Genomic DNA, 25,949 nt, shown 5'->3' on the forward strand with positions numbered 1-25,949 from the left:
TTGATTGTTCGCTTAATCAAAGGAAACAACTATGAAAAACTTCTATACTAAGTTTATCGATATAAAAGGAGTGTGGAGATGAATGAGTATTTTAGAAGCTAAGAAAATCCATAAAAGTTACGGAAATAAATTTAATAAACAAGAAGTATTAAAGAGTTTAGATATTACGATTGAAAAAGGTGAATTCGTAAGCATCATGGGAGCATCTGGATCAGGTAAAACGACTTTACTAAATGTTCTCTCTTCAATTGATAAAATTAATGGCGGAACAATCACAATCGAAGGTACCGAAATTTCTGGAATGAAAGAAAAACAATTAGCAGAATTTCGTAAAAACTATTTAGGGTTTATATTTCAAGAATATAACTTACTTGATACGTTAACAGTCAAAGAAAACATACTATTACCTTTAACAATTACAAAGGCAACTCCAGCCGAAGCTGATCAAAAGTTTGAAGCAGTTGCAAAAGAATTAGGTATCTTTGAGTTAAAAGATAAATATCCTAATGAGATTTCTGGAGGACAAAAACAACGTACTTCTGCTGCTAGAGCATTTATTCATGAGCCAAGTATCATCTTTGCCGATGAACCAACAGGCGCATTAGATTCTAAATCTGCATCAGATTTACTTAATAAACTAAGTGAACTAAACGAAAAAAGAAAAGCAACAATTGTTATGGTTACTCATGATCCTGTAGCTGCAAGCTATTGTCACAGAGTCATCTTTATAAAAGACGGACAAATTTATACTCAATTACACAAAGGCAATGATACAAGACAAAACTTCTTCAAAGACATCATGAAAACTCAAGGTGTGTTAGGCGGGGTGCAAAATGAGCATTAATCAACTCATATTCCGTAATTTAAAGAAAAACCTTAAAAACTACTACTTATATGTATTTGCATTAATATTTAGTGCAGCGCTATACTTTGCATTTGTTACTTTGCAATATGATCCTTCAATGAATGAAACAAAAGGATCAATTAAAGGTGCTGCTGCCATTAAATCAGCATCAGTTTTATTAGTAGCAATTGTATCTATTTTCCTTCTATATGCTAACAACATTTTTATTAAAAGAAGAAGTAAAGAAATTGGACTATTCCAGTTAATTGGTATGACAAAAGATAGGATTTTTCGAATTTTAACAGTTGAAAATTTTATCTTATATTTTACTTCTTTAATCTTAGGGATTCTGCTAGGTTTTTCAGTTTCAAAATTAATTATTATGATTTTATTTAAAGTTACAGGCATTAATGCGATCGCAACACTTCACTTTTCGGGTCGCGCATTAATTCAAACGGTTATTGTCTTTTTGGTCATTTATTTATTCATTATGTTAATGAATTATACCTTTATTAAAAGACAAACTATCTTATCTTTATTCAGAGTAATCTCTTTAACAGAAGGTAAAGTAAAGAAAATGTCTGTTTTCGAAATTATCATTGGAATTGTAGGGATTATCTCAATCACCTCAGGCTATTTTATTTCATCGAAGCTATTTGGCGGAGACTTTACTTCAACAATGGAGCTATTTTTAGCAATGATTTTTATTTTAGCTTCTGTTATTATCGGAACGTATTTATTCTATAAAGGCTCAGTACGATTTATATTAAATATCATCCGTAAGAGTAAGAATGGTTATTTAACAATCAACAATGTATTGTCACTATCATCAATCATGTTCAGAATGAAATCAAATGCATTATTGTTAACTATCATCACGACTGTGTCTGGATTAGCAATTGGCTTATTATCTTTAAGTTATATTTCTTATTATTCAGCTGAAAAAACAGCAGAAAATAACGTACCTAACAATTTCTCTATTTCTAATACAAAAGACGCTGATCAATTTACGGACGCTTTATCAAAAAATAATATTAAATTTACTGAAAAGAAGATTGACGTCATCCAAGTTAGTGCAAATTTAGATAGCATTTTAGAATCTAAGCTTGATGCATCTGCTATGAAAAGTTCAGATGATTTACCGATTCCAGTCATTAGTGAAAACTCGGTTAAAATGAACTTATCTGAAGATGAAACTGTTTTTACAGGCTACAATGATTTATTGCAACGCTTTATGACGTTAAAAGAAAGTGGTCACATTAAATTTAATACTCAACATGAAGAGATACCACAATCATATATAGGATTAAAGAAAGACTATATTATTTCTAATTATTTTACGAGTGGCGGTTTTCCAACTGCAATCGTTGATGATAAGGTTTTTAACAAATTAAAAGCAGATATCGATCCATCTATTCAAAGAGATTCGACAATCTATATAGGTATTGATATTAATGATGAAAAAAATCTCGTTAAAGCAAATGAAATCTTTAATCAAAATAATTTAAATGATGGGTATATGAATAGCTCTCGACTTGAAATCAGTAATGAGCAAAAACAAACAATGGGATTAATTATGTTTATCGTTGGATTTTTAGGTTTAGCATTCTTAATCACTTCTGGTTGTATTTTATACTTTAAACAAATGGACGAAAGTGTTGATGAGAAACCAAATTATACGATTTTAAGAAAGCTTGGATTCTCACGTTCAGACTTAGTTAAAGGAATTCGCTCAAAGCAAGTGTTTAACTTTGGTATTCCATTAGTCGTTGGCTTACTTCATAGCTACTTTGCAGTTCAATCTGGTTGGTTCCTATTTGGAACGGAAGTTTGGACGCCTATGATTATCGTTATGGTTCTTTATACAGTGCTATACTCAATCTTTGGTATCCTATCTGTGTTTTATTATAAAAAAGTAATAAAAGATGCCCTATAATTATCTTTTCATATATTTTCAACACAGTAAAAGCTCCAGTCATTTAAATGAACTGGAGCTTTTACTTTTTACGCTCTTTTTGGCGCTAACTCTATTGCTTGACGAATTGCTTCTTGTAAACTCTTTTCATCAGCGATGCCTTTTCCTGCAATATCAAATGCAGTTCCATGGTCAACACTAGTACGAATGATCGGCAATCCAACTGTAATATTTACACCTGCATCTAATCCTAGTACTTTTACTGGACCATGACCTTGATCGTGGTACATCGCTACAACGATGTCAAAATCTCCACGAACCGTACGGAAAAACAGTGTATCTGCTGGTAGTGGACCTACTACATTAATTCCTTCTAATGCCGCTTTTTCCACTCCAGGAATTACTTTTTCTTCCTCTTCACCATAGCCAAACAATCCATTTTCTCCTGCATGCGGATTGATACCACATACAGCTATTTTAGGATTTGTATAGCCTGCTTTTTTAAGTGTTTCATCAGCAAGTTTAATTACTTTATAAACTCTCTCTGGGTTAATCATTTTAACTGCATCAATAATTCCGACATGTGTTGTTACATGAATAACCTTTAAATTAGGTGCCGATAGCATCATTGAGAAGTCGTTTGTGTTCGTTAATTCTGCTAGAATTTCAGTATGTCCAGGATAAATATGACCACCTTTATGCAATGCCTCTTTATTTAAAGGTGCAGTACAAATCGCATCAATTTTCCCTTCATTTGCTAACTCTATTGCTTTTCTTAAAAATTCAAATGCAGCATGCCCCGCCTCTGCTGAAACCTGACCTATTGGTAAATCAGCGGGCACAAGATTCATATCTAAACAATATACCTTACCTGCTTCATACGCCGCTTCCCCGATATCTTCAATCGTGATAATCTCTAAGTTCGTATTCACAAATTGTTGAGCACGATCTAAAATTCTAGCATCTCCAATTACAATTGGTCTGCATTGTTGGTAAACTTCTTTAGTATTTAAACTTTTTAGTATAATTTCTGGCCCTACTCCTGCGGGATCACCCATTGTAATGCCAACTACTGGTAATGTACTCATTATTGTCCTCCTTTTAATTCTCTCACTGCATTAACTAAGGAATCTTCATTTCCAAAAGCGCCTGCTTTCGTAATCGCGAACAACTCGTGGTCCCCTACTAATTTCCCTAATGGAATACCTGCTTCAACTTCCTTCAACAACTCTAAGCCACTTGCTCCAATTTGAAGGCAAACATCCTTTGCGGTATCTCCACCCGTTAATACAAGTCCTGAAACAAAAGAGTAATTTTTTACAAGCTCACTTGCAATTTCACCTAACCCTTTTGAAATACGGTTACTAACTTCAGAAGGTGTTAAACCTAACTGCTTTCCAGCTTTAGCTGTATTTTCGCGATTTTCAGTACTTGAATCTACATATAATACCGCATTATATCCTTGTTCATATGTTGATACGAGCTGGTTGATATATTGATTCTTCAGTATCTTCCATTGATCACCCGTTTCAAACATTTCTAAAGGATTAACCTCGACAGCTTTCATCTCATCCATCTCTATTAATCTCTTTACTTGTTGTCTCGTCACACTTGAGAGACTACCTGATACAGCTAAAATATTCTTGTTGCTTATCGTAATTTGTTTATGACAATCAGTTGATTTAGTAAGCCCTAGTACTTTCGGTAAGAATTCAGCTAAACCAGCTGAACCAATCCAAATGACATGCTTTGAAATTTGAGATATTTTCTTAGCTATTTCTTCAAGATGATTATCCGTCGTTGCATCAAATACTAACCACTTAATACCTGCTTCTTGCCATTTTTGCAATTCAGCTTTCCATTCACTTAAATCTGTTCCTAATTCAGCAGTACTTACAAGACCAACAGTCACACCTGTCTGATTTTCAATTAATTTACAAATAGAAGACTCAGTAACAGGACATTTTGGATCTCTTGAAATTTCTGTTTCTGAAAGAGGCTTCCCATTTAAATAATGAATTCCCTTTTCAGTTGTTCTTCCGATACGTGGAAATGCTGGTGCAATAATACAAAAATCATATTCAAAAAAATCTGTTACTGCTTTAATTTCAACACCTAGATTTCCTCTTAAAGTTGAATCAACTTTTTTAAAAATGTGCTTATATTGATTGTCTTTTAAAAAGATTGAAGCCTTCCGAACAGCCTCATATGCTTCATTTTTACTTATTGCGCGACTATCGGTATCAATGATAATGGCATCACTTGTAATATGTTCGGGTGCTAATGCATTTAAATCTAAGATAACAGATGAACGTAATCCTTGTTTTACTAGCTGTACACCACTATCATTTGCTCCTGTTAAATCATCTGCAATCATTCCGATTTTATTCATGATGTACCCTGTCCTTTCTTCCTCTCGATACTAAACTATAAGCTAGTATTTATTCGACCGTATTTCCTTTTACACCGATTCGTTTTGCATACCATGCAACCACAATCGGAACTAAAATAGATGTTACGATAACAGAAGAAGCAACTAGAGCTGTTGCAGATGGTACAAAAGGTGCATACACTGCGTTCGCCGAAGCGACAGCCGCTGGTACACCTACTGCATTACCCGCTGTTGAAGCAGCCGATAATCCTGCAATACCATTACCACCAATTAGTTTATCTACAATTAATAAAGCTGTACCTGTAATTGCTACTACAGCTACCCCTAGTAAAACGCCTAAGATACCAGCTTTCCAAACGTTTTGCAAACTCATACCAGCTCCTAATGCAAATGCAAAGAATGGTACCAAAACTGGCACTGCTTTACTTAAATAATCTCGCATATCTTTATCAAGATTTCCAAGAACCATACCAACTATTAGCGGAATAATTGCTCCTACTAAGGTTTGCCAAGGAAATGCTGCAAGTCCAGCAACCCCAAGTGTAACCATTGTTAAGAAAGGTCCAGATTCTAAACTCATAATTGAGTAAGCACCAACGTCTTCTTTTTTCCCGAATTGACCCATTAAGGCCATATATAAACCACCGTTTGTATCATTCATTGAAGCAACTACTGCAAGAACTGATAAGCCTAAAAAGAATCCGCTTTCAACCATTCCGTCGCCAAATACTTTTGCTCCAACAAACCCTACTAATGCTGCTATACCTACTTTAGTTGCAAGTAAAGATCCACCTTTTTTCATAATATATGGAGTAGCTTTGAAATCAATTGTTGATCCCATACATACATAAAATACTGCTAGGATTGGTAATGCCCCCGTCATTAACGCTCCTGTAAATGATCCAAATGTCGCTCCAGCAGTTGGAAATAGTGTATTAATAATAGCACCTAATAGTAATGGAACAATCATCATTCCACCAGGAATACGGTCCAGTGTTGCTTTGATTTTCATAAAAATAATCCCCCTTGCATGTGTTCTATTTTGAAACATTAATTTTTGAAAAGCGTTTACAATTTTGATTATACTTCTAGAAAATTCTAAAAACAACACTGTTATTGTTTAAATATGAAACAATTATTGCATCTTTCTCCAAAGAGTTGCTCTGCTAATACCTAATCTTTTTGCAGCTTTTGATTGATTCATTCCCTCATCTTTTAATACTTCCTCTAATATTTGCCTTTCGATTTCTACCCACGTTTTATTTAAATCAATTCTTTGAGCCGAAGAATTAACTCCCGTAAAGCTATATCTTTCCCAAACAAGATCCCATTCTTCTATCCCAATATAATGTCCTTTTGCTAGTGCTAGTAATTCACTAATGATATTTTCTAATTCCTTTAAGTTACCTGGCCAATTGTACTCCATTAATCGATTTAGAACTTCTTCTCTTATTCCTACAAACTGTTTACCGTATATTGAATTATGATTTGCAATTAATACTCGAGCGATCTCCTCTATATCCTCAGTTCGATCACGAAGAGGTGGAATAACTAGTTGATACTCACCGAGTAAGTGGATTAGTTCTTGATGTATATTTGGATCTTTCAATAGTTGTTTAAATGTACTCTTAGAAGAACTAATCACTCTCAAGTTAGTTCCTTTTCTAAGTTCATTTGCCAATCGTTCCTGCATTTGAATTGAAAGATTTTCGATATACTCTAGATATAAAGTGTCATTAGATGGTATCTGAAGTAGACCTACCTTTGAATCAGTTCCAAATAGTTCTGTTGCTAATTTTGATTCATTAATCGAGTGACAAGCTACATGATAAAATCTCCCTCTATTACGTGAGCTAGCTGAATGAATGGCTTCTGCAAATACCGCTTTACCTGTCCCAACTTCTCCCGATAGCCATACATGATTATCTGTTTTTGCGTAGGCAATAGCCCGTTTAATTGTTTTCGTAATTACATAACTTGACCCAATAATTTGGGCGAACGAAGCAATTTGGGCAGGCATCTGAACCATATCTAACTCCGACATATAGGGTGTTTTATTAGGTTCGATATAAATGAAAACATCCTCACCATAAGGCACTGTTTTAAGATTGTATGATTTTTTCTGAATCAGTACATGTTCAAAATGAATTTTATCTGAATGAATCCCGGTAACTTTCAGTAAAAATGATAAATCCTGTGGCAACATCGTTACTTCGCCGAATAACTGCTGACATATGTCATTTAAATAAAGAACTTTCCCCTTTGGATCGCATACTAATGTTCCAGTTGGGAAGTTCTGAAGTATATGCTGGAAAAACAAAGCTTTTTCATGGCTCTTTAGATAAATATCATGTACAGATTTCACTTCTGATAACATATCCTGTATCGATTCAACACCTGATGTAATAAGGATTCCATGAAGTCCCATTTCTTGGGCCGTTTTAACTGTTACTACATCACCAAGAACGATTTGGGCTCCCTCTTTGACTGCCTTTTCAAGCTTTACTCTAACTTCCGCTTCATGGTTAATCGAGTAAATTGGAATTTCAAAATCTAATAAACTAGAAACCGTTAGAGCTCCCTGACAAATATTAGGGAAACCGATAATTGCCAACTTACTATTTGAATCCTTTATTAATGTTAAAACTCTTAGTATGTCATATCCCGAAACAGGTATATCTACAACAGGAATTGAAACATGTTTTCTAATAAAAGAGGCCGTACCACCTCGACTTATAATGACATCATAATTCTGTTCTTGAGCACTTAATACAATTGGGAGGGCAACTTCTAAATCTGCAACTTCCACATCTATTTCAAATCTATTATCTTCACCAACAACTTGTAATAAAAGATCACGAAGTCCAGGATAAGGCGCAATCCCTTTTACTTTAATTTTCATTCATTCTTCCTCCAAAAGTGTTTCTATTTGAAACAGTATGTGGAAATTATACAATAATCGTTATAAATTAACAAAATAACAGAGAATATTTGGCTAAAATTGAACCATTTCTAATTTTAAAATGATTTTTCTCTACAAAAAATTTAATTTACCGATACATTAATTCTAAGTGCAGCTTTATAATAGTTTTATGAAGAATGAAATTGATGCGGTCCAATACGAGGTGGATACTGATGAGTAAAACAATAGTAGAAAAACTAAACTTGCAAAAATATAATAAGATAGCTGTTTTACATTTACCAAGTGGTGCAAATTATTTCGAGCAATTAGCAAATTATGACACAAGCTTAGTAGAAGAATCTTATGACTTAATTTTTGCATTTGTATTTGATATGGAGTCTTTGAAGGCACTCGTAACAGAAGTCATTGAGCATAATTACTTACATAAAAATAGTTATTTATATTGTGCCTATCCTAAAAAAGATAACAAAGTATATTCAACTTATATACATCGAGACGATTTATTTGAAGGTTTGGGTGCAGATGAAGTTGGGTTTATTGGGGCAAGTAATATTAAGTTTGCTCGTATGGTAGGATTGGATGAGACCTTTACTGTTGTAGGTTTTAAAGAAGATTATCGTAGCAAAGTCCAGTCTTCTACTAAAGCAAGTCAATGTGTTGATGATTATATTGAAATGATCCCTTTCATTGAAAAGGATCTAGAAGCAAGACCAGATTTATTAACATTTTTCCAATCTCTTACTCCTGGTTATCAAAAAGATTGGGCTAGATATGTTTATAGTGCGAAACAAGAAAGCACTAAAACCAAAAGACGTGAAGAAATGAGAATGATTTTAGGTTTTGGTTTTAAAAGTGTGGATTTGTATAAACGAAATAAATAAAATAAAATCAACAAGAGTATTAGTTTTTTAAAAAATATAAAGGGTGTCTCTTGGTCAGCTTCATCGACCAAAGAGACACCCTCTATTTATGTTTCTTACCCATTATATTAAGCATATCCCTCTAAAGAGACAATATAGAAAGACAGTCTATTTTGTACCACATGTTCATTTCACAATAAGTCTACTCTATTGGATTTTTACTTTTTATATTTAATGCTACTAATTGATGCAATTTTTGTAATTCCTTTTCTTCAAAGAAAGGTTGCGCTTTATTTAAAGCAACTAGTGTACTTTCAATTAAAAATTTACGTGGAATTTTTGTATGGTTGCATTCATTATGAATAAATTCCAGTAACTCTTGGTATTTCGCCTGCTCCTCACATTGAGTGAGCTTCTTTTTCATTTTGCAAATACATTCGTTTAACTCCTGTTGAATTGTAACACTTGTCTTACAAGCAGGAATCCAATTTTTTAGTAATTCAGGCTTAATTAATTGCTCCCCAGCCAATGAAACCTCTTCAACGATTTTCACTAGTCGTTCTACACTATATTTTACTACTTGATGAACACTTAAATCTAATTCATCTGCTAGATCAGTGTACTTTATATTGTGATGTAAAATACCAATAAACATAATGGCACAATCTAATAAATAAGGCTCTTTACTTTCACCAAAAATATCTAAAAATCGAGCGTATAACCAGTTAAGCATTTTAAAATTACCTTGTTTGATAAAATGCTTTACATCTATATCGTTAATAAAGATTACTTCTTCGAAAAGAGTAAATAATTTATTATTTCTATTTGTCTGCAAGATCAATTCCATTTGTTTAATGAAAATATTTATATTTGAAGGCTCTTGACCAATAAGCAACTGATTTCGTTCTTGTTCAAGTTTTGAGTAAATCATCTGAAAAAGTGCGACTAACAAATCACTTTTGGATGAAAAATAGTTATAAAAAGTTCCTTTTGAGATACCACTGTATTCTAAAATGTCTTGTATTGATGTTGCTTGATATCCTTTTTCAATAAATAATTCATGGGCTATTTTTATGACACGCTGCTTTCTATCGTTCATTTAATCACCTTTAATTCCCAATAAATTTCTGTTTAAAACACATAGTACATTATTTTATCAAATTAAACTAGTAGAAACATTAGAGATTTTTAATTGAAACATTTGTAACAATGGTATATCATATAAACTTATATGGAAATACAGTTCAAAAAAATATACTACAGGTACAAAGGAGGGGGATTCATGGTACAGTCCATGGAAAAACGTCCACCATACGGGATTATTACAATCTTGATGATCGGGGCTTTTATTGCATTCTTAAATAATACTTTACTTAATATCGCATTACCTTCAATTATGAAGGATTTAGATGTAGAGCCTTCTACAGTTCAATGGTTATCTACTGGCTACATGTTAGTTAATGGTATCTTAATACCAACTACAGCGTTTTTAATCCAAAAATACTCAGTTAGACATTTATTCATTACGGCAATGCTTTTATTTAATATAGGTACACTTGCGGCAGGATTTGCTCATATTTTCCCTCTATTATTAACAGGACGTATGATTCAAGCTTCAGGATCAGCTATTTTAATGCCTTTGTTAATGAACGTTATGTTAACAAGTTTCCCTATCGAAAAAAGAGGAACGGCAATGGGATTCTTTGGACTTGTTATGATGGGTGCACCAGCAATTGGCCCAACATTATCGGGTTGGTTAATTGAGCATTACGATTGGAGAATGTTATTCCATTTCGTTACACCTATTGCTCTAGTCATTCTAATTATTGGCTTTTTCTTACTAAAAGATAAAAAAGAAAAAGTAGTTAGTAGCTTAGATCTTCTATCTGTATTGCTATCAAGTTTAGGGTTTGGTGGATTATTGTATGGATTTAGCTCAGCTGGAAGTAAAGGCTGGGATAGCCCGTATGTATATGTAACACTGATCGTCGGAGCAATTTCATTAGTTTTATTTATCCTTCGACAATTAAAACTTGATAAACCAATGTTAAACTTTAAAATTTATCGATATCCAATGTTTGCCTTATCTTCAGCGATTTCAATCGTTGTTACTATGGCAATGTTCTCTGCAATGATGCTTTTACCAATTTACACTCAAACACTTCGTGGAATTAAGCCATTTGATGCCGGTTTAATGCTTCTACCAGGTGCACTTTTAATGGCGATTATGTCACCAATTACAGGTAAATTATTTGATAAAATTGGTGGGAGAATACTTGCGGTCATTGGTCTAGCTATTATGACAGTAACAACTTACTTCTTAAGCAAATTAACTTTGGATACAACTTATACACACTTAATCATCTTATACTCATTACGTATGTTTGGTATGTCTATGGTAATGATGCCTGTTTCAACAAATGGATTAAATCAATTACCAAAACAATTCTATCCGCATGGTACTGCAATGAATAATACACTTCAGCAAGTATCTGGTGCGATTGGTACTGCGTTATTAGTTACAATCATGTCTAACCGTACGGAATCATATGCTAAGGATTTAGCAGCGGATGCAATGAAAAATGTAACAACTAAACCTTCACCTGAAATGTTAGCTCAAATTAAACAAGAAATTACAGCGAAAGCTATGTTAGAAGGAATTAACTTCTCGTTCTATGTAACAGTCTTCGTTGCGCTTGTGGCATTGGTCCTTGCGTTCTTTATTAAGCGAGCAACACCAGCTGAAGAAATAGTAGAACAACCAAATACAACATTAAATAAAAAACTAGCTGAAAATTAAAAAGAAAAAGTTCAACCTTTATATGGTTGAACTTTTTTGTTCTTTTACATAAGGAATCTGTCATTACTTTAAAGAATTACTTCTCCCCACCGTTTCCATATCTTCGTACGCGTAATAATGCTTGCTCTGCGTGACCTGCAAAGTTTTCAATCATGCATAGTCGTGCAGCATATTCTCCAATATAAGCTGTTGCTTCAGGGCTCACTTTTTGATAAGTTACTGTTTTAATAAATTTCCCTACCCAAAGTCCACCTGTATAACGAGCAGCGCCTTTTGTTGGAAGTGTATGGTTTGTTCCAATTACTTTATCTCCATATGCAACATTTGTTTCTGGACCTAAAAATAAGCAACCATAATTCGTCATATTTTCTAAGAAATAATTTGGATCTTCTGTTAATACCTCTACATGTTCAAATGCAAGTTTATCCGCTTCAATTACCGCCTCTTCAATGCTATCAACTAATAAGATTTGCCCATAATCTCTCCATGATACACTCGCTACATCGGCAGTTGGCAGTATTTTAAGCTGTCTTTCAATTTCTTCAAGTGTTTCATGTGCAATTCTTTCAGAAGTCGTAATTAATGCGCAAGGTGAAGTTGGACCATGCTCACCCTGACCAAGAAGATCAGTTGCAATCATCTCGCCATCTGAAGTTTCATCGGCAATCACTAATGTTTCAGTTGGACCCGTAAATAAATCAATTCCTACACGACCGTATAATTGTCGTTTAGCTTCTGCAACAAATACATTACCTGGCCCTACGATCATATCAACTGCATCTATTGTTTCAGTACCAATTGCCATAGCTGCCATAGCCTGAATTCCACCTAGTAAATAGATTTTATCTGCACCTGCCAAATACATTGCTGCAATTGTCGCATTTGGAATTTCCCCATTTATTGGTGGTGTACATGCAATCACTCGCTTCACACCGGCAACCTTTGCCGTTAGTACACTCATATGTGCAGATGCCACCATTGGGTAACGTCCACCTGGAATATAGCAACCAACACTATTCACAGGAATATTTTTATGTCCTAAAATAACCCCAGGAATATTCTCTACCTCAACGTCATGAAGCGATGCCAATTGTGCCTCAGCAAATTCACGAATATTTTTTTGTGCAAATTTTATATCTTCAATTACTTCTTTTGGTACTTCAGAGATGATTTCTTCAATTTGTTTACTCGATAAACGGAAGTATTCTGGTGACCAGTTATCAAATTTAATCGAAAACTTACGAACTGCTTCATCACCACGAGTTTCAATCTCTTTAATTGCTTCCGCTACTATTTTTGAAACTTCCAAATCATTTTTTGATACTTCCTCTTTCGATTTACCAGCTTTAATTACCTTTACCATTACAAATACCCCCTTTATTCTCTTTTGCATACGTATTTATTATTTGATAAAAGAAAACGCATTCACTTTTGAATACGTATGCAAAAACTATATGTAGAGAATATTCTAAAAATAACAAAAAGTCAACACTTTATGTTGTACTTCTTTCAATTAATTGACCTTCGATTTCTATATTTCCAGCTATGCCAGTATAATTATCAATTTCCTCCATCACATAATTTACGGTTTTTTCAACCATCTTAGATATTGGTTGTTCCCACGTTGTTAAATTATAAATTGGCCAATTCGTCATAGCTATATTATCAAAACCAACTACTTTCGTTGCTAAAGGAACTTCAATAGAATGTTTACGAAGCGCGTCTAATACACCCATAGCCATGATATCGTTCGCTACGAAAAATGCTGATGGAATCTCACCTTTTAGTACAATACTCTTTGCCGTTTGATAACCTCCTTCATAAGAATAATCAGATTCATATATTTTATATTCTACTTGGTGCTTATCTAATGTCTCAATAAAACCTTGTTCACGATCCCTACTCGTTGATGTGTTTCGATCACCTGAAATATACACCATATTTGAGCAGCCTTTTTGATGTAAAAAATTAGCTATTTGGCGACTCGCATCTAAATTATTAGTACAAACAGATAAGAAATCATTTTTTTCTGCTTTTCGATTAAACAAAACTAGTGGAATTTTACTTTTCTTAATATCATTAGTCACCTTTAAAGAAAGCATTGCATCTGTAATAATGATACCTGCAACATTATAGTTTAATAACATATCTATATCTTCTTTTTGAATCTCTTCATTATTCGTTTGAACAAATAGAATGCTATAACCTAGCTTTTTAAAAGCTGTCGTAAACTCTTTTAAAACCTGTGGATAGAAAGGATTTTCTACTCCCTTCATAACAAGCCCAATAATTCTAGTTTTTTTTGTGATTAAACTACGTGCAAATTCATTTGGATTATATCCTAATTCTTCTGCTGCAGATAAAACCTTATTACGTGTCTTCTCAGAAACAGGTGTCCCACCAAAAAACACTCTTGAAACAGAAGACTGTGAAACACCTGCAAGTTTAGCAACATCTTTTGCATTAACCCCATTTATCATGATTTATAACCAACCTTATCTTAAATTACGTATATAATGATTAATTATACTATCATTTAGGGCTAAAAAAATAGAGTGTTCAGACTACTTATTTGCATACTCTTTCTTCCTTTTAGTAAAGTAAACTTACTTATAGTAAAATAGTTTCATTACGTGGGGTGAAAAAATGAAAATTGGGATCATTGGGTTAGGCGATATTTCTAAGAAAGCTTACTTACCTGTTCTTTCAGAAAGAGAAGATCTAGAGTTGGTGCTTTGTACTAGAAATGCGAAAACGTTAAATCAATTAGCAAAAAAATACCGAATACATGAAACTGCACTGACTGTTGAAGAATTGCTTACAAAAAATATTAATGCTGCATTTATCAGCACCGCTACAGAGGCTCACTTTGGGATAGCCCAAACGCTACTTAAAAACGGAATTCATGTATACATAGATAAACCTATTTCAATGATTTATGCTGAAACAGCACAAATCGTCGAGCTTTCAAAAAAAGTAGATAAAATTGCAATGGTTGGTTTTAACCGAAGATTCATTCCAAGAGTCAAAGAGCTGAAGGAACATGGAAAACCAAGCTTAATGATTATGCAAAAAAATAGATTTGCATCACCTGACTATACTAGAAGATTTATTATAGAGGATTTTATTCATGTCGTGGACACACTTAGATATTTGATGGATACACCAGTGATTGATATAAAAATTGATTATCTAAAAAATGACGAAAAGCTTGACCATATCGTACTTCAATTAATTGGAGAACAATGTACTGCAATCGGAATTATGAATAGAAATAGCGGCGTAACAGAAGAAACAATTGAGTATATGGTCAATCAGCACAAGTTTGTAGTGAACAGTCTTGTGGAAACAACGCATTATCATAGTGATGAAGTTAATACAACCAAATTTGGCGACTGGGAGCCTACCCTATATAAGCGTGGATTTTATCAAATAGTTGACCATTTTATTGATTGTATAAGACATAATAAAACACCTAATCCTTCAATTGATGACTCATTGATTACACATGAGATATGTGAAAAAATTGTTGAGTATATTGAAAATCGTAATTAAGTTTTAGATTATAAAAGATCAATGCTTTCAATTATACGATGGTTTCTGTGGGGCTAAAGATGGTGAGTCACCGTTCGCGCAATTGCGCCTGTGGGGTCTTGCTTATCCCGCCCCACAAGAATTTCAATCAAGTCACTTCTCCGTTTATCATTTAAATAGTAAAACGATATCCTGCACCCCAAACTGTTTCAATATATTGTGGATTCGCAGGAGTTATTTCGATTTTCCCACGAATCTTTCGAATGTGTACTGTAACAGTAGAGATGTCTCCCGCTAAGTCGAATCCCCAAATCAGTTCAAACAGTTCTTCCTTACTAAAAACTCGATTAGGATGCTTTGCAAGAAAGGTTAATAGTTCAAACTCTTTTGCAGTTAGATTAACTTCCTTATTATTAACATAGACTCTCCGTGATGCTTCCTCTATAATTAACCCTCTAATTCGAATTTCTTTTTTTTCAACTGGTTTGTTGCCACTCAATCTTTCATAACGTGCTAGATGTGCCTTTGCCCTCGCTACAAGTTCACTCGGACTAAATGGTTTAATGATATAATCGTCCGCGCCAAGGCCTAGACCTCTAATTTTATCAATGTCTTCTTTTTTAGCTGATACGATTAATATTGGAATTTCTTTTACAGCGCGAACTTGACGACAAATTTCAAATCCATCTACGTGAGGTAACATTAAATCTAAAATGATTAAATCGTAATCAATTGAAAGAGCTTTGTTAAGCCCTTCCTTTCCAGATGCGACCAATTCTACGTTAAATCCATTGATCACAAGATAGTCTCTTTGAAGTTCGCCGATACTTGGATCGTCCTCAATTATTAATATCTTTTTCAATTAACTTCCCTCACTTTTTTTGGCATATTGAAGTGTGAAAAATATGCTCGTTCCTTTCCGTAATTCACTTTCTACCCAAATATCCCCACCATGTTCATGAATGATTTGTTTAGAAATAGCTAAACCAAGTCCACTTCCACCAGTTAAAGCATTTCTAGCATTATCTGCTCGATAGAATCGATCAAATATATGAGGTATAGAAGTAGGTTCTATTCCATTACCATTATCCCTTATTTCAATTTTAATAAATTCATTAGTATTTTCTATTGAGAACTCTATAATTTTCTCATGACTTTTCATATGTTTAATCGAATTCTGAATGATATTAACGAATACTCTCTTTAATTTCTCTCTATCTGCAATAACCAATTCGTGATTGTTTTCATTTATATGAAAGCGTACTTCGATACCCTGTTCTTCAAATTCCCAGCTTAGTTCCTCAATAAAATAGTTAATGTAACGTACCATATCTATTTCTTCAAAGTTAAACTGTATCTTCTTTAAATCTAATTTTGAAAATAGAAATAGATCATCAATCAAAGCGTCCATATCAGTTGCTCTATTATAAATTGTTGAAAGATAACTATCCATTTTTTGAGGAGAATCAGCGACTCCATCTTTGATGCCTTCTACATAACCTTTAATAGCTGTGATAGGCGTTCTTAAATCATGGGAAATGTTTGAAATAAGTTCTTTTCGATTTTCCTCATATTTTAACTGTAGATCTATTGATTCCTTTAGCCTCTGACGCATTTCTTCATAAGCTACACTTAGTTGTCCAATTTCATCATTTGATCTTGCTGTCACTTTGAAATTTAGGTTTCCATCTCTAATTTTTTGTGTAGCGAGCTTTAACGCAGACAAAGGTGTTACAATACTTCTCGTTACCAGGAAGTTTAATATGCCATTCGTTACAATTAATAATATAAGTAAAACACCAATTAAGATTGGAAATAAATTCTTAGATAAAGCCACGTATGGACTAACTTTCTTTATAACAAAAATGCTACCTAAATCTTTATCATTAAAATAAAAATCAAATTTTACATAAGAAAAATAATACTTACCGTAACTAATTGTATCTCTAATATGAATATTTGAAGGTTCAAATTTTGGAAGATTTTTCACACCATGGATAGATTTTAATTTATCTGTCTTATAAACAAATGAATCTCCCTTTCGAATAATAAGGGCTGACGATACGTCCTTTAACTGTTCATCATATGCCTTTAAAGTATCTTCATCTAAGAGTTGTTCAGGTTGTTTCAACGCTAAATATTTCAAATCTAAAAAAACACTTTCTTCTTGAGCCGTTATAGGTTTATGTGAATAATGATTTGCAAATAAGTGTTTGATACTACCCATATCTCCTGTTATAGCTAAAATCATTAATAACCCCGATATAATAAATAGTCCAATTGTTACGACTAACATAGCTGTATAAGATAATAACATTCTCAAACGGATTGACATGCAATCCCTCCTAAATAGATTAAACTTAAAAGAAAGGTTGTCCTTACATAGTATCATTTGTCGACTTAACTACATAGTAACCTCAAATCCTTAACTCAAGGAGAACAAGATATTAACAAATTATTAAAAGTTAATGAAATAAAAAATACAGCGCTTGTTTAGGTGAAATGGAGTTAGGCTTTACCCTATTCTGCTTCACTTAATTTACTACTTAACAATTCTCTCATTCACTAGGAATAATTAGTGTAAAACTGATGTAAAATTTTATAACAATTCATATTTATAGGCTTTATTTTTATGTACAATAATAATAGAAATTACTAGTTTACTAGGAGGAAAAACTCATGAAGAGTTTTACAAAGCAAGAGAATAGTTGGATGTTATATGATTGGGCCAATTCAGCTTATTCTATTATTATTACAACTGCTGTTTTCCCACTATTTTATAAGGCCGCAGCTACTAAAGCCGGAATGAGCGCTTCAGATTCTACTGCTTATTTAGGTTACACCATTGCAATTTCCACATTCATTTTGGCAATGTTAGGACCAATTCTTGGAACAATCGCTGATTATAAGGGCTTTAAAAAGAAGTTTTTCACCTTCTTTTTAACACTTGGTGTATCCTTTACGGCACTTCTTGCATTTATTCCTAGTGATAAATGGTTACTATTATTAATCTGCTATACGATTGCGGCAATTGGATCCGCTGGAGCAAATGTTTTCTATGATGCCTTTTTAGTAGATGTCACTACTGAGAAACGAATGAACCGAATATCGGCTCGCGGCTTTGGTTTAGGATATATTGGAAGTACAATTCCTTTTCTAATTAGCATTGCGATCATTATTTTAGCAAAACAGGAAATTCTTCCGATCACTACAACTACAGCAAGTCAAATTGCATTCTTGATTACAGCAATTTGGTGGGGGGTATTTTCAATTCCCATTTTACGAAATGTTCATCAAAATTATTTCATTGAACCCGAACAAAAACCAATTATAAATAGCTTTAAAAGGCTCGGAAAAACCTTTAAAAATATCCGACAATATCGTGCCTTATTTTTATTTTTACTTGCTTATTTCTTTTATATTGATGGTGTTGGAACCATTATTACGATGTCTACAGCTTATGGCTCTGACCTTGGAATAAGCTCAACAAATCTATTGATTATTTTATTTGTTACACAAGCTGTAGCTGCTCCATTTTCAATCCTTTTTGGAAGATTATCAGAAAAATTTTCTGGTAAAAAAATGCTTTATGTTGGAATAATCGTTTATATTATCATATGTATCTATGCATTCTTCTTAAAAACAACTATAGACTTTTGGATTTTAGCAATGCTTGTTGCAACCTCCCAAGGTGGCATTCAATCGTTGAGTCGATCCTTTTATGCAAAGCTTGTACCGAAAGAAAAATCAAATGAGTTTTTTGGTTTTTACAATATATTTGGTAAATTCGCTTCGATTATGGGGCCTTTATTAGTCGGTTTAACTGCACAAATGACAGGACGTTCAAATATGGGCGTATTTAGTTTGATTATATTATTTGTTATTGGCATCATTATTTTAACAAAGGTTTCAGAACCAAAAATTGAATTAAGCTCTTCAGAATCAATTGACCATGTTTAAAAGACTCTGATAAAAGAGTTCAGCTCAGTATGCTTACTTTTAAGTAGGGTACAGGCGGTGAGCCTCCTTGTCACTACGCGTCTGTGAGGTAAAAGTTATAATTGTTTATCAGAACATAACCAATTAAAAAAGTCTCCCAAATAGTAAATACTTATCTGGGAGACTTCTTTGCCTTATACGGGCTTTATTTTTTTGCTTCATGTACCTTTAATAACTTGCCTTTTATTGTAGTATTCTTCATCTTTTTCAACACAATTGGACCTTTATCATTTAATATTTCAACATAAGAAACAGTATCTAATATCGTGATAATACCTATATCTTGCACTGTTACACCTTCGATTTTTGCAATCGTTCCAACAAAGTCAACCGCTCTAAGCTTCTTCTTCTTACCACCATTAAAATACAATTTCATAATTTTCTTATTTAACTTTTCACTTTTAGCTTGTTTAATAGTCGGTTCGACATTCATTTTCGTTTCAAAAGCAGCAATGTTATTTTCTACTTCATCTTTTGTAGGGGCGGTCATCCTCGGAATTTCAAAACCGATATATTCTTCAATTGATGCTAAGAATCGATCTTCAAAAGGTGTAACAAACGTAATGGCTTTTCCTTTTTGTCCTGCTCGTCCAGTTCGACCAGTTCGGTGAACATAGCTTTCTTTTTCTAATGGAAGGTCATAGTTAACTACATGAGTAATATTATCAATGTCAATACCTCTTGCAGCAACATCCGTCGCTACTAGATAACGGAAGTCTCCCCTTTTAAAATCATTCATTACATGCAGTCTGTCATCTTGTTCCATTCCGCCATGAATCTTATCACAGCTATAACCTAAATCTGCTAGATGATCATACAAACTATCCACTCTATCCTTTGTTCTGCAAAAGATGATACAACTATCAGGATTTTGTACAATCATTAAATCTTTCAGCAAGGATAATTTTTGCTCTTCTTCAACTTCAAATAGTGAATGATCAATTTTATCTGTTGTAAGTCCCGTTGCTTTAATTTCAATGTTCGTAGGAGCTTTCATATACTGATTTGCGAGATTTTTTATCTCATCTGGTATAGTCGCCGAAAATAACATAGTAATCCTATTTCTAGGCATCTCGTCGATAATAGCTCCAACTTGATCAATAAATCCCATGTTTAACATTTCATCTGCTTCATCAATAACAAGATATTTAATTTGTTCTAGGCTTAATGTACCTCTTTCAATATGATCTAACACTCGACCAGGTGTGCCTACAACAACATGAGTTTTTTGCTTTAATTCTGTTTTTTGGATGGCGATCGGTTGTTTTCCATAGACTGCGACAGCTTTAATCCTCTTAAATCGACCAATATTAGTAAAATCTTCTTTTACTTGAACTGCAAGTTCTCTAGTTGGTGTTAAAATAAGTGCTTGTGGCTTATTTTCTTCCCATTTTATTAGTTCACAGATTGGTATACCATATGACGCTGTCTTACCACTACCTGTTTGCGATTTTACTACTAGATCCGTTTTATTTAACACAAGAGGTATAACCTTACTCTGAACTTCCGTAGGATTTTTAAAACCTAATTGTTCCAGAGCATTTACGATTTCATTACTTAGTTGATAATCTATAAAGCTTTTTTTCCCCATAATCTGGCCTCATTTATTTTAGAATTTATTCTTATTATTTCTGTTAAATTAGTTTATAATCTATTTTCTTTTCGTTAGGCTCGTTAAAAAAGAATTTTGATTTCCATTCCAATTACTCTCGAACAGGCTATTTTCTTTTCACTCTTCATGTATTTAGCTAAAATCAACATTTAATAATAGCAGAGCCTTTCGTTATGATGTAGTTTTAAAACAACAACCTTTTGAAAAGAACCGTAAGAGAGCTTTATCATACCATACATCAATCTATAAAATTCTAATGAAAGGCTGACTTCAAAAAAAATAAGGTTCTCCACAAGTTAGTAAACTCATGGAAAACCTATAATTTTATGAACTAGATTTTTAGTTAATTTTTAATTGTTAGCATCGAATTAAAAGCTGAACTACGTTCGTCGCATATAAGCACTAACAGTAAGAGGGGCAAAGATTATTACAATAACAGCAGCCCCAATAAGTGAGATAGATAAGTCCCAACCGGCAGTTCCAGTATTAGCAAGTTCCCTAACTGCTGTTACTAGATGAGAGATTGGGTTTATTTTTACAAACCATTGAAGCCAGTTTGGCATTGTATCAACTGGTACAAATGCATTAGACAGAAAAGTCATAGGAAAAAGAACTAGCATCGAAATACCTTGAACGCTTGAAGCTGTTCGAGCAATCACGCCAAAGAATGCGAAGATCCAGCTAATTGCCCAAGAACAAACAATTACAATAAGTCCCGCAATGATAACAGAGCCTAGACCACCTTCTGGACGATAGCCCATGATATATCCCATTGTAAACGTTAGGACAGTCGCTATTGTATAACGGATTGTATCGGCCAACAAAGCTCCTGCTAAAGGAGCAATTCTTGCAATAGGGAGTGATTTGAACCGATCAAACACTCCCTTATCCATGTCTTCTCGCAGCTGAACACCGGTTACAATGGAGGTAGTAATGACTGTTTGTACAAGTATTCCAGGGATAATGACTGGTAAATAGCTTTTTACATCACCAGAAATTGCTCCACCAAAAATATAAGTAAACATAAGAGTGAAGATGATTGGTTGAAGTGTAACATCGAATAATTGCTCGGGTGTGCGTTTAATCTTTAGCAGTCCACGGTAAGCCATTGTAAGCGAGTTCCTTACTGACTGACGAAAGCTAGTTCTGTTTTTTAGTTGACGATTGTTAACGGTACTTTGATAAGTTCGACTCATACTCTTACCTCCCCCACCTTGATTGATTCGTGGGACATCTCATAATTTTCCTTCTCAATATCATTACCAGTAATCGTTAAGAAGACCTCATCCAGTGTTGGTTTCTGAACACTTAATTCAGCCAGTTGAATATCTGTTTCACGAAGAGCAATCAGTAAATCAGTTACTTTATCAGCGTCTGCCATAGGCGCAGTAATCTTCCCGTCTTCTCGTGATATTTTAGACTGGACATTCAGCAGTCTTTCCACCGTCAGACGTGCTGTTTCGATTTCTCCAGGGTTTTGAATTGTTAAATGTAATGAAGAACTTCCAACTGACGCTTTTAGCTCATCAACAGTACCTTCTGCAACAACTCGGCCGTGATCAATAACTGCAATACGGTCAGCAAGTTCATCTGCCTCTTGTAAGTATTGTGTCGTTAATAACACTGTTGACCCATTCTTTACCAATCTGCGGATGGTATCCCACATTTGATTACGAGTACGAGGATCTAACCCTGTTGTCGGTTCATCAAGAAAAATGAGCGGTGGTTGCGCTATTAGACTAGCGGCTAAATCTAACCTACGACGCATTCCGCCTGAGAAATTTTTTAAAGGACGCTTAGCAGCTTCAGTTAATCCAAATTCCTCTAATAATTCTGCAGCCTTACGCTTTGACTCTCTACGCCCTAACCCTAGTAGTCGTGAGAAAATAACTAGATTCTCAGTAGCACTAAGTGACTCATCAACCGAAGCATACTGACCTGTCACGCCAATCAATTGCCTTACGATCTGAGCCTCTTTGATCACATCGTGCCCAAATATTTTTGCCGAGCCAGCGTCCGCACGTAATAAAGTTGCAAGCATCCTAATTGTCGTAGTCTTACCGGCCCCATTTGGACCAAGCACACCATAGATCGAACCAGCACGCACATTTAGATCTACTCCGTCTACCGCGCGATTATCACCAAATACTTTGACTAGTCCACGTGCCTCAACAGCCCAATCACCACTGTCTGGTGTGATTACTTTTTTATTTAAAAATTCCATTTTATACCTCCTCTACTTTTAAATACATAGTGATGGTATCAGTGATTTATGAATAAATTATGAACTTCAAGATACAAAGTAAAAAAGAACTCATTACTTTAATAATGAGTTCTCTTTTGAATTTTTCAGCTCTATGGAATATAGAGATTGCTAGTACTGTACTTATTTTCTAGTTTAGAACTAAGCTTTTCGTTGTACTATGTTTTAAAATTGGACTTGGTTCTCCCATACTGTATAGCTGTAAAAGGTGCATAGCTCGCGTACATGCAGTGTAAAATAATCTACGTAAACTTTCCTCACCATATACATCCTTGGAAGCGTCATAAATGATCACAGCATCAAATTCGATACCTTTAGCTAAATATGCAGGTATTATCACAATGCCTTGCTCATACTCAACCGATCCGCTCTTAACAAGCTTAATTCCCTCAATATCTTTTAAAGCCTCGAAGGCAGCCGCACTCTCCGCAGCTGATTTACATATAACTGCTATTGTATTGTAATTACGTTTCTTCAATTCTATGATCTTAGAAGTTATTTGGCGATGCAGTTCATCTCGATTTAACACTTGTGTTAATACAGGCACTTCACCGTCTCGTTCAAAAGCCGTAATCTGTTCACCACCAGGAACAAGATTCTTCGTAAATTCAACGATTGGTTTAGTTGATCGATAACTGCGAGTTAAGTTTATTGCATGTGTTTCTTCTGGCCCATATAAGCCTTTAAGTACGTGAAAATTAACCATTTCACTGGCATGGGCAAATATTGCTTGATTAAAATCACCAAGTACTGTCATCCTTGCAGCAGGAAACAGACGTTTTAAAAATTCGAATTGGAACGGTGAGTAATCTTGTGCTTCATCAACTAGTACCTGTTTAATTGATGCATTTGTCTGAAAGCCTTGAATCAACTCTTTTAAAAGTAGAAATGGAGTAGCATCTTCATAATACAATTTACCTTCATCTAGCATGTTAAACGTCAGTTGACATATATCTTCCCAGTGCTTAGGTTTATCTCCCTCTATTAACTGTTCAATCTTTGTTGAGTTTGCAAATAACTGCTTATAAACGCCCTTCATGTCAACAAAATGGAGCATTTGAACCCATTTACGCAATGGCTTTAACTTTCTTCGAACAACCATTTTGCCGAGCACCTTGTACTCTTTCTCATAATCGTCAAATGAATTATCTGCATAGCCTTCTTTTTTCTGTAAGAACTTATAGGCCTTCTGATAATCATCTTTGCTAAGAAGCTCGATTTCTTCTTCTACCCATGGCTTTTTCAGTTCATTTTTCTCTGTTTCATCTATTCGTTTATTCAACCATTCTGTCAACTTCTCAATTCTGTTGTAAAAGCGAAGTGATGTGTCGCTACTATAAAATCTTTCTTTCATTTCTTTAGCAGAGACCAACGTTTTTCCTCTAAACTTAATTCCTTTAAAGATCATTCCAGATAATTCAAGTGACTGTCTGTACGCTTTAATAAGCTCAAAAAAGCGTGTTGAAGCTTTAAACTGGATATTTGAAGTCCTAGCTTGGTAGGAAGGATCACTTGTTTTTGTTAAAACATATTCTAATTGGCTATAATTATCCTCGACTTGAAATTGATCGCTTAATCGATGGCTTAAGTATTCTTGAAATGTAACTTGCTGCATATTTTCTTCACCTAGCTCAGGTAACACTCTTGAGACATAACTGTTAAACATAGCATTTGGTGAAAATAATATGATTTGATCAGCTTTTAACCATTCTCTATATTTGTAGAGTAAGTACGCAATTCGCTGCAAGGCCGCTGATGTCTTTCCACTGCCCGCCGCTCCTTGAACTATGAGCAATCTTCCTTGATCATGTCGAATGATTTGGTTTTGCTCTTGTTGAATACTGGCAACGATACTGTGTAAATGTTTATCAGTACCCTTACCTAGTACATGTTGTAAAATCTCATCACCAATTGTAAGACTCGTATCAAACATCGATTCAATTACACCATCACGGATGATGTACTGCCACTTTTGATCCAACTCACCACGAATAGTACCCCCTGGCGTTACATATTCGGCTGGACCTGGTGGATAATCATAGTAAACACTCGAAATTGGTGCTCGCCAATCATAAATTAAAAAGTTGTCTCCACTCTCATCTGTTAGCGTAGAGACTCCAATATAGACGCGTTCTAATTCAGAATTTCCTTCTTCAGTAAAGTCAATTCGGCCGAAATACGGTACATCCTTCATTCTTCTCAGAGCTGATAACCGCTTAGATGCTTGCTTATGAGTGCTTTGGCTCACAGACAAAACTTGTGCCTGTTGTCTTAGACTGAGTATTGTCTCTAAATAATCATCAAAATTATCAGTATTAACCTTAACTTCATCCCAAAAGTTTTTGCGAATACCAACTACTTCATTTTGACGTTGGTTAGTTTCTCCTTCCATCTTGACGATTTGATCCGCAATTATATCCATGATTGTGTCGACACGATTTTGTTCCTGACGAAGTTCTTTGTTCATTCCATGCACTCCTTTAAAAAATAGAAAATGAGGGTTGACTTAAGCTTAATTATGTTGTAAACTTATAATAGGGAAACTTTACCCTACAAATAAATAATATAGTATAATCTCTATTACTCTACCACGTTTCTTCTTTTTAATCAATGCATTTTCATACTTCAAATTTAAATATCCTTTTAGTTCTTATGACTCCAAATTCTATTATTAGCCCCATACTCATTCATTATGTAAGTAGATCCTTTTTAAATTCGCATCAAAAAAAGTCCAACTAAATAAGTCAGACTTCACTACTTCATTCCTACTCTATCATTGTCAAAGCTCTCTTTTCTATCCTAAAAAA

19 protein-coding genes are annotated in these 25,949 nt (G+C 34.1%); 6 read left to right on the forward strand and 13 right to left on the reverse strand.

Annotation, left to right across the window (positions count from 1 at the left end):
* Window positions 1–82 precede the first annotated feature (82 nt).
* The gene (locus CAB05_RS15985; protein ID WP_088001575.1) at window positions 83–844 is read left to right on the forward strand and encodes an ABC transporter ATP-binding protein; all 762 of its coding nucleotides are present in this window, start codon (window positions 83–85) and stop codon (window positions 842–844) included.
* Window positions 834–2,780 carry an FtsX-like permease family protein gene (locus tag CAB05_RS15990; RefSeq protein ID WP_088001577.1) on the forward strand — a complete coding sequence of 649 codons (1,947 nt, stop codon included), beginning with the start codon at window positions 834–836 and terminating at the stop codon, window positions 2,778–2,780. The genes CAB05_RS15985 and CAB05_RS15990 overlap by 11 nt, the downstream gene beginning before the upstream one ends.
* A 68-nt stretch (window positions 2,781–2,848) precedes the next feature.
* Here CAB05_RS15990 and pdxA read toward each other — a convergent pair whose 3' ends face one another.
* The 4 genes from pdxA to CAB05_RS16010 all read right to left on the reverse strand — a co-directional run bounded on the left by pdxA (window position 2,849) and on the right by CAB05_RS16010 (window position 8,053).
* Window positions 2,849–3,847 carry a 4-hydroxythreonine-4-phosphate dehydrogenase PdxA gene (pdxA, locus tag CAB05_RS15995; protein WP_174567293.1) on the reverse strand — a complete coding sequence of 333 codons (999 nt, stop codon included), beginning with the start codon at window positions 3,845–3,847 and terminating at the stop codon, window positions 2,849–2,851.
* A complete protein-coding gene (locus tag CAB05_RS16000; RefSeq protein WP_088001581.1) occupies window positions 3,847–5,151 on the reverse strand; it encodes a four-carbon acid sugar kinase family protein in 1,305 nt (434 codons plus the stop codon). Before CAB05_RS16000 ends, pdxA begins: the two co-directional genes overlap by 1 nt.
* A gap of 49 nt (window positions 5,152–5,200) precedes the next feature.
* Window positions 5,201–6,163, reverse strand: coding sequence for a 2-keto-3-deoxygluconate permease (locus tag CAB05_RS16005; protein WP_088001583.1), 963 nt, complete (start codon window positions 6,161–6,163; stop codon window positions 5,201–5,203).
* Window positions 6,164–6,286: 123 nt separating this feature from the next.
* Window positions 6,287–8,053: a sigma-54-dependent Fis family transcriptional regulator gene (locus tag CAB05_RS16010; RefSeq protein ID WP_088001585.1), complete on the reverse strand. Its 1,767-nt coding sequence runs from the start codon at window positions 8,051–8,053 to the stop codon at window positions 6,287–6,289.
* 233 nt (window positions 8,054–8,286) lie between these two features.
* On the opposite strand from CAB05_RS16010, the gene CAB05_RS16015 reads away from it, so the two are divergent.
* Window positions 8,287–8,955, forward strand: coding sequence for a YdeI/OmpD-associated family protein (locus CAB05_RS16015; RefSeq protein WP_088001587.1), 669 nt, complete (start codon window positions 8,287–8,289; stop codon window positions 8,953–8,955).
* 181 nt (window positions 8,956–9,136) lie between these two features.
* On the opposite strand, the gene CAB05_RS16020 is transcribed toward CAB05_RS16015, so the two are convergent.
* Window positions 9,137–10,033, reverse strand: a complete 897-nt coding sequence (locus CAB05_RS16020) for a TetR/AcrR family transcriptional regulator (protein WP_088001589.1) — start codon at window positions 10,031–10,033, stop codon at window positions 9,137–9,139.
* 183 nt (window positions 10,034–10,216) lie between these two features.
* Between CAB05_RS16020 and CAB05_RS16025 the strand changes: the two genes are divergently transcribed.
* Window positions 10,217–11,734 carry a DHA2 family efflux MFS transporter permease subunit gene (locus CAB05_RS16025; RefSeq protein WP_088001591.1) on the forward strand — a complete coding sequence of 506 codons (1,518 nt, stop codon included), beginning with the start codon at window positions 10,217–10,219 and terminating at the stop codon, window positions 11,732–11,734.
* 76 nt (window positions 11,735–11,810) lie between these two features.
* Here the strand turns inward: CAB05_RS16025 and hisD are convergent, their stop codons facing one another.
* Both hisD and CAB05_RS16035 read right to left on the reverse strand, forming a co-directional pair.
* Window positions 11,811–13,097 (reverse strand): histidinol dehydrogenase, encoded by a 1,287-nt coding sequence (hisD, locus tag CAB05_RS16030; RefSeq protein WP_088001593.1) that lies wholly within the window; start codon window positions 13,095–13,097, stop codon window positions 11,811–11,813.
* A gap of 130 nt (window positions 13,098–13,227) precedes the next feature.
* On the reverse strand, window positions 13,228–14,214 hold the full coding sequence (locus tag CAB05_RS16035) for a LacI family DNA-binding transcriptional regulator (protein WP_088001595.1): 987 nt from the start codon (window positions 14,212–14,214) through the stop codon (window positions 13,228–13,230).
* Window positions 14,215–14,380: 166 nt separating this feature from the next.
* Here CAB05_RS16035 and CAB05_RS16040 point away from each other — a divergent pair, with 166 nt between their 5' ends.
* Window positions 14,381–15,289 (forward strand): Gfo/Idh/MocA family protein, encoded by a 909-nt coding sequence (locus CAB05_RS16040; protein WP_088001597.1) that lies wholly within the window; start codon window positions 14,381–14,383, stop codon window positions 15,287–15,289.
* 151 nt (window positions 15,290–15,440) lie between these two features.
* Here CAB05_RS16040 and CAB05_RS22330 read toward each other — a convergent pair whose 3' ends face one another.
* The gene (locus CAB05_RS22330) at window positions 15,441–16,130 is read right to left on the reverse strand and encodes a response regulator transcription factor (protein ID WP_174567294.1); all 690 of its coding nucleotides are present in this window, start codon (window positions 16,128–16,130) and stop codon (window positions 15,441–15,443) included.
* Window positions 16,131–17,603, reverse strand: a complete 1,473-nt coding sequence (locus CAB05_RS16045; protein ID WP_174567295.1) for a sensor histidine kinase — start codon at window positions 17,601–17,603, stop codon at window positions 16,131–16,133.
* Window positions 17,604–17,947: 344 nt separating this feature from the next.
* On the opposite strand from CAB05_RS16045, the gene CAB05_RS16050 reads away from it, so the two are divergent.
* Window positions 17,948–19,228, forward strand: a complete 1,281-nt coding sequence (locus CAB05_RS16050) for an MFS transporter (protein WP_088001599.1) — start codon at window positions 17,948–17,950, stop codon at window positions 19,226–19,228.
* 184 nt (window positions 19,229–19,412) lie between these two features.
* On the opposite strand, the gene CAB05_RS16055 is transcribed toward CAB05_RS16050, so the two are convergent.
* From CAB05_RS16055 to helD, 4 genes are all read right to left on the reverse strand, one after another.
* On the reverse strand, window positions 19,413–20,858 hold the full coding sequence (locus CAB05_RS16055; protein ID WP_088001601.1) for a DEAD/DEAH box helicase: 1,446 nt from the start codon (window positions 20,856–20,858) through the stop codon (window positions 19,413–19,415).
* A gap of 401 nt (window positions 20,859–21,259) precedes the next feature.
* A complete protein-coding gene (locus tag CAB05_RS16060; RefSeq protein ID WP_088001603.1) occupies window positions 21,260–22,075 on the reverse strand; it encodes an ABC transporter permease in 816 nt (271 codons plus the stop codon).
* Window positions 22,072–23,103, reverse strand: a complete 1,032-nt coding sequence (locus CAB05_RS16065; protein WP_088001605.1) for an ATP-binding cassette domain-containing protein — start codon at window positions 23,101–23,103, stop codon at window positions 22,072–22,074. The genes CAB05_RS16060 and CAB05_RS16065 overlap by 4 nt, the downstream gene beginning before the upstream one ends.
* 169 nt (window positions 23,104–23,272) lie before the next feature.
* Window positions 23,273–25,609, reverse strand: coding sequence for an RNA polymerase recycling motor HelD (helD, locus tag CAB05_RS16070; RefSeq protein WP_088001607.1), 2,337 nt, complete (start codon window positions 25,607–25,609; stop codon window positions 23,273–23,275).
* Window positions 25,610–25,949 lie beyond the last annotated feature (340 nt).

This window comes from Gottfriedia solisilvae (genome assembly GCF_002128405.1).
GTDB classification, from domain to species: Bacteria; Bacillota; Bacilli; order Bacillales; family Bacillaceae_G; genus Gottfriedia; species Gottfriedia solisilvae.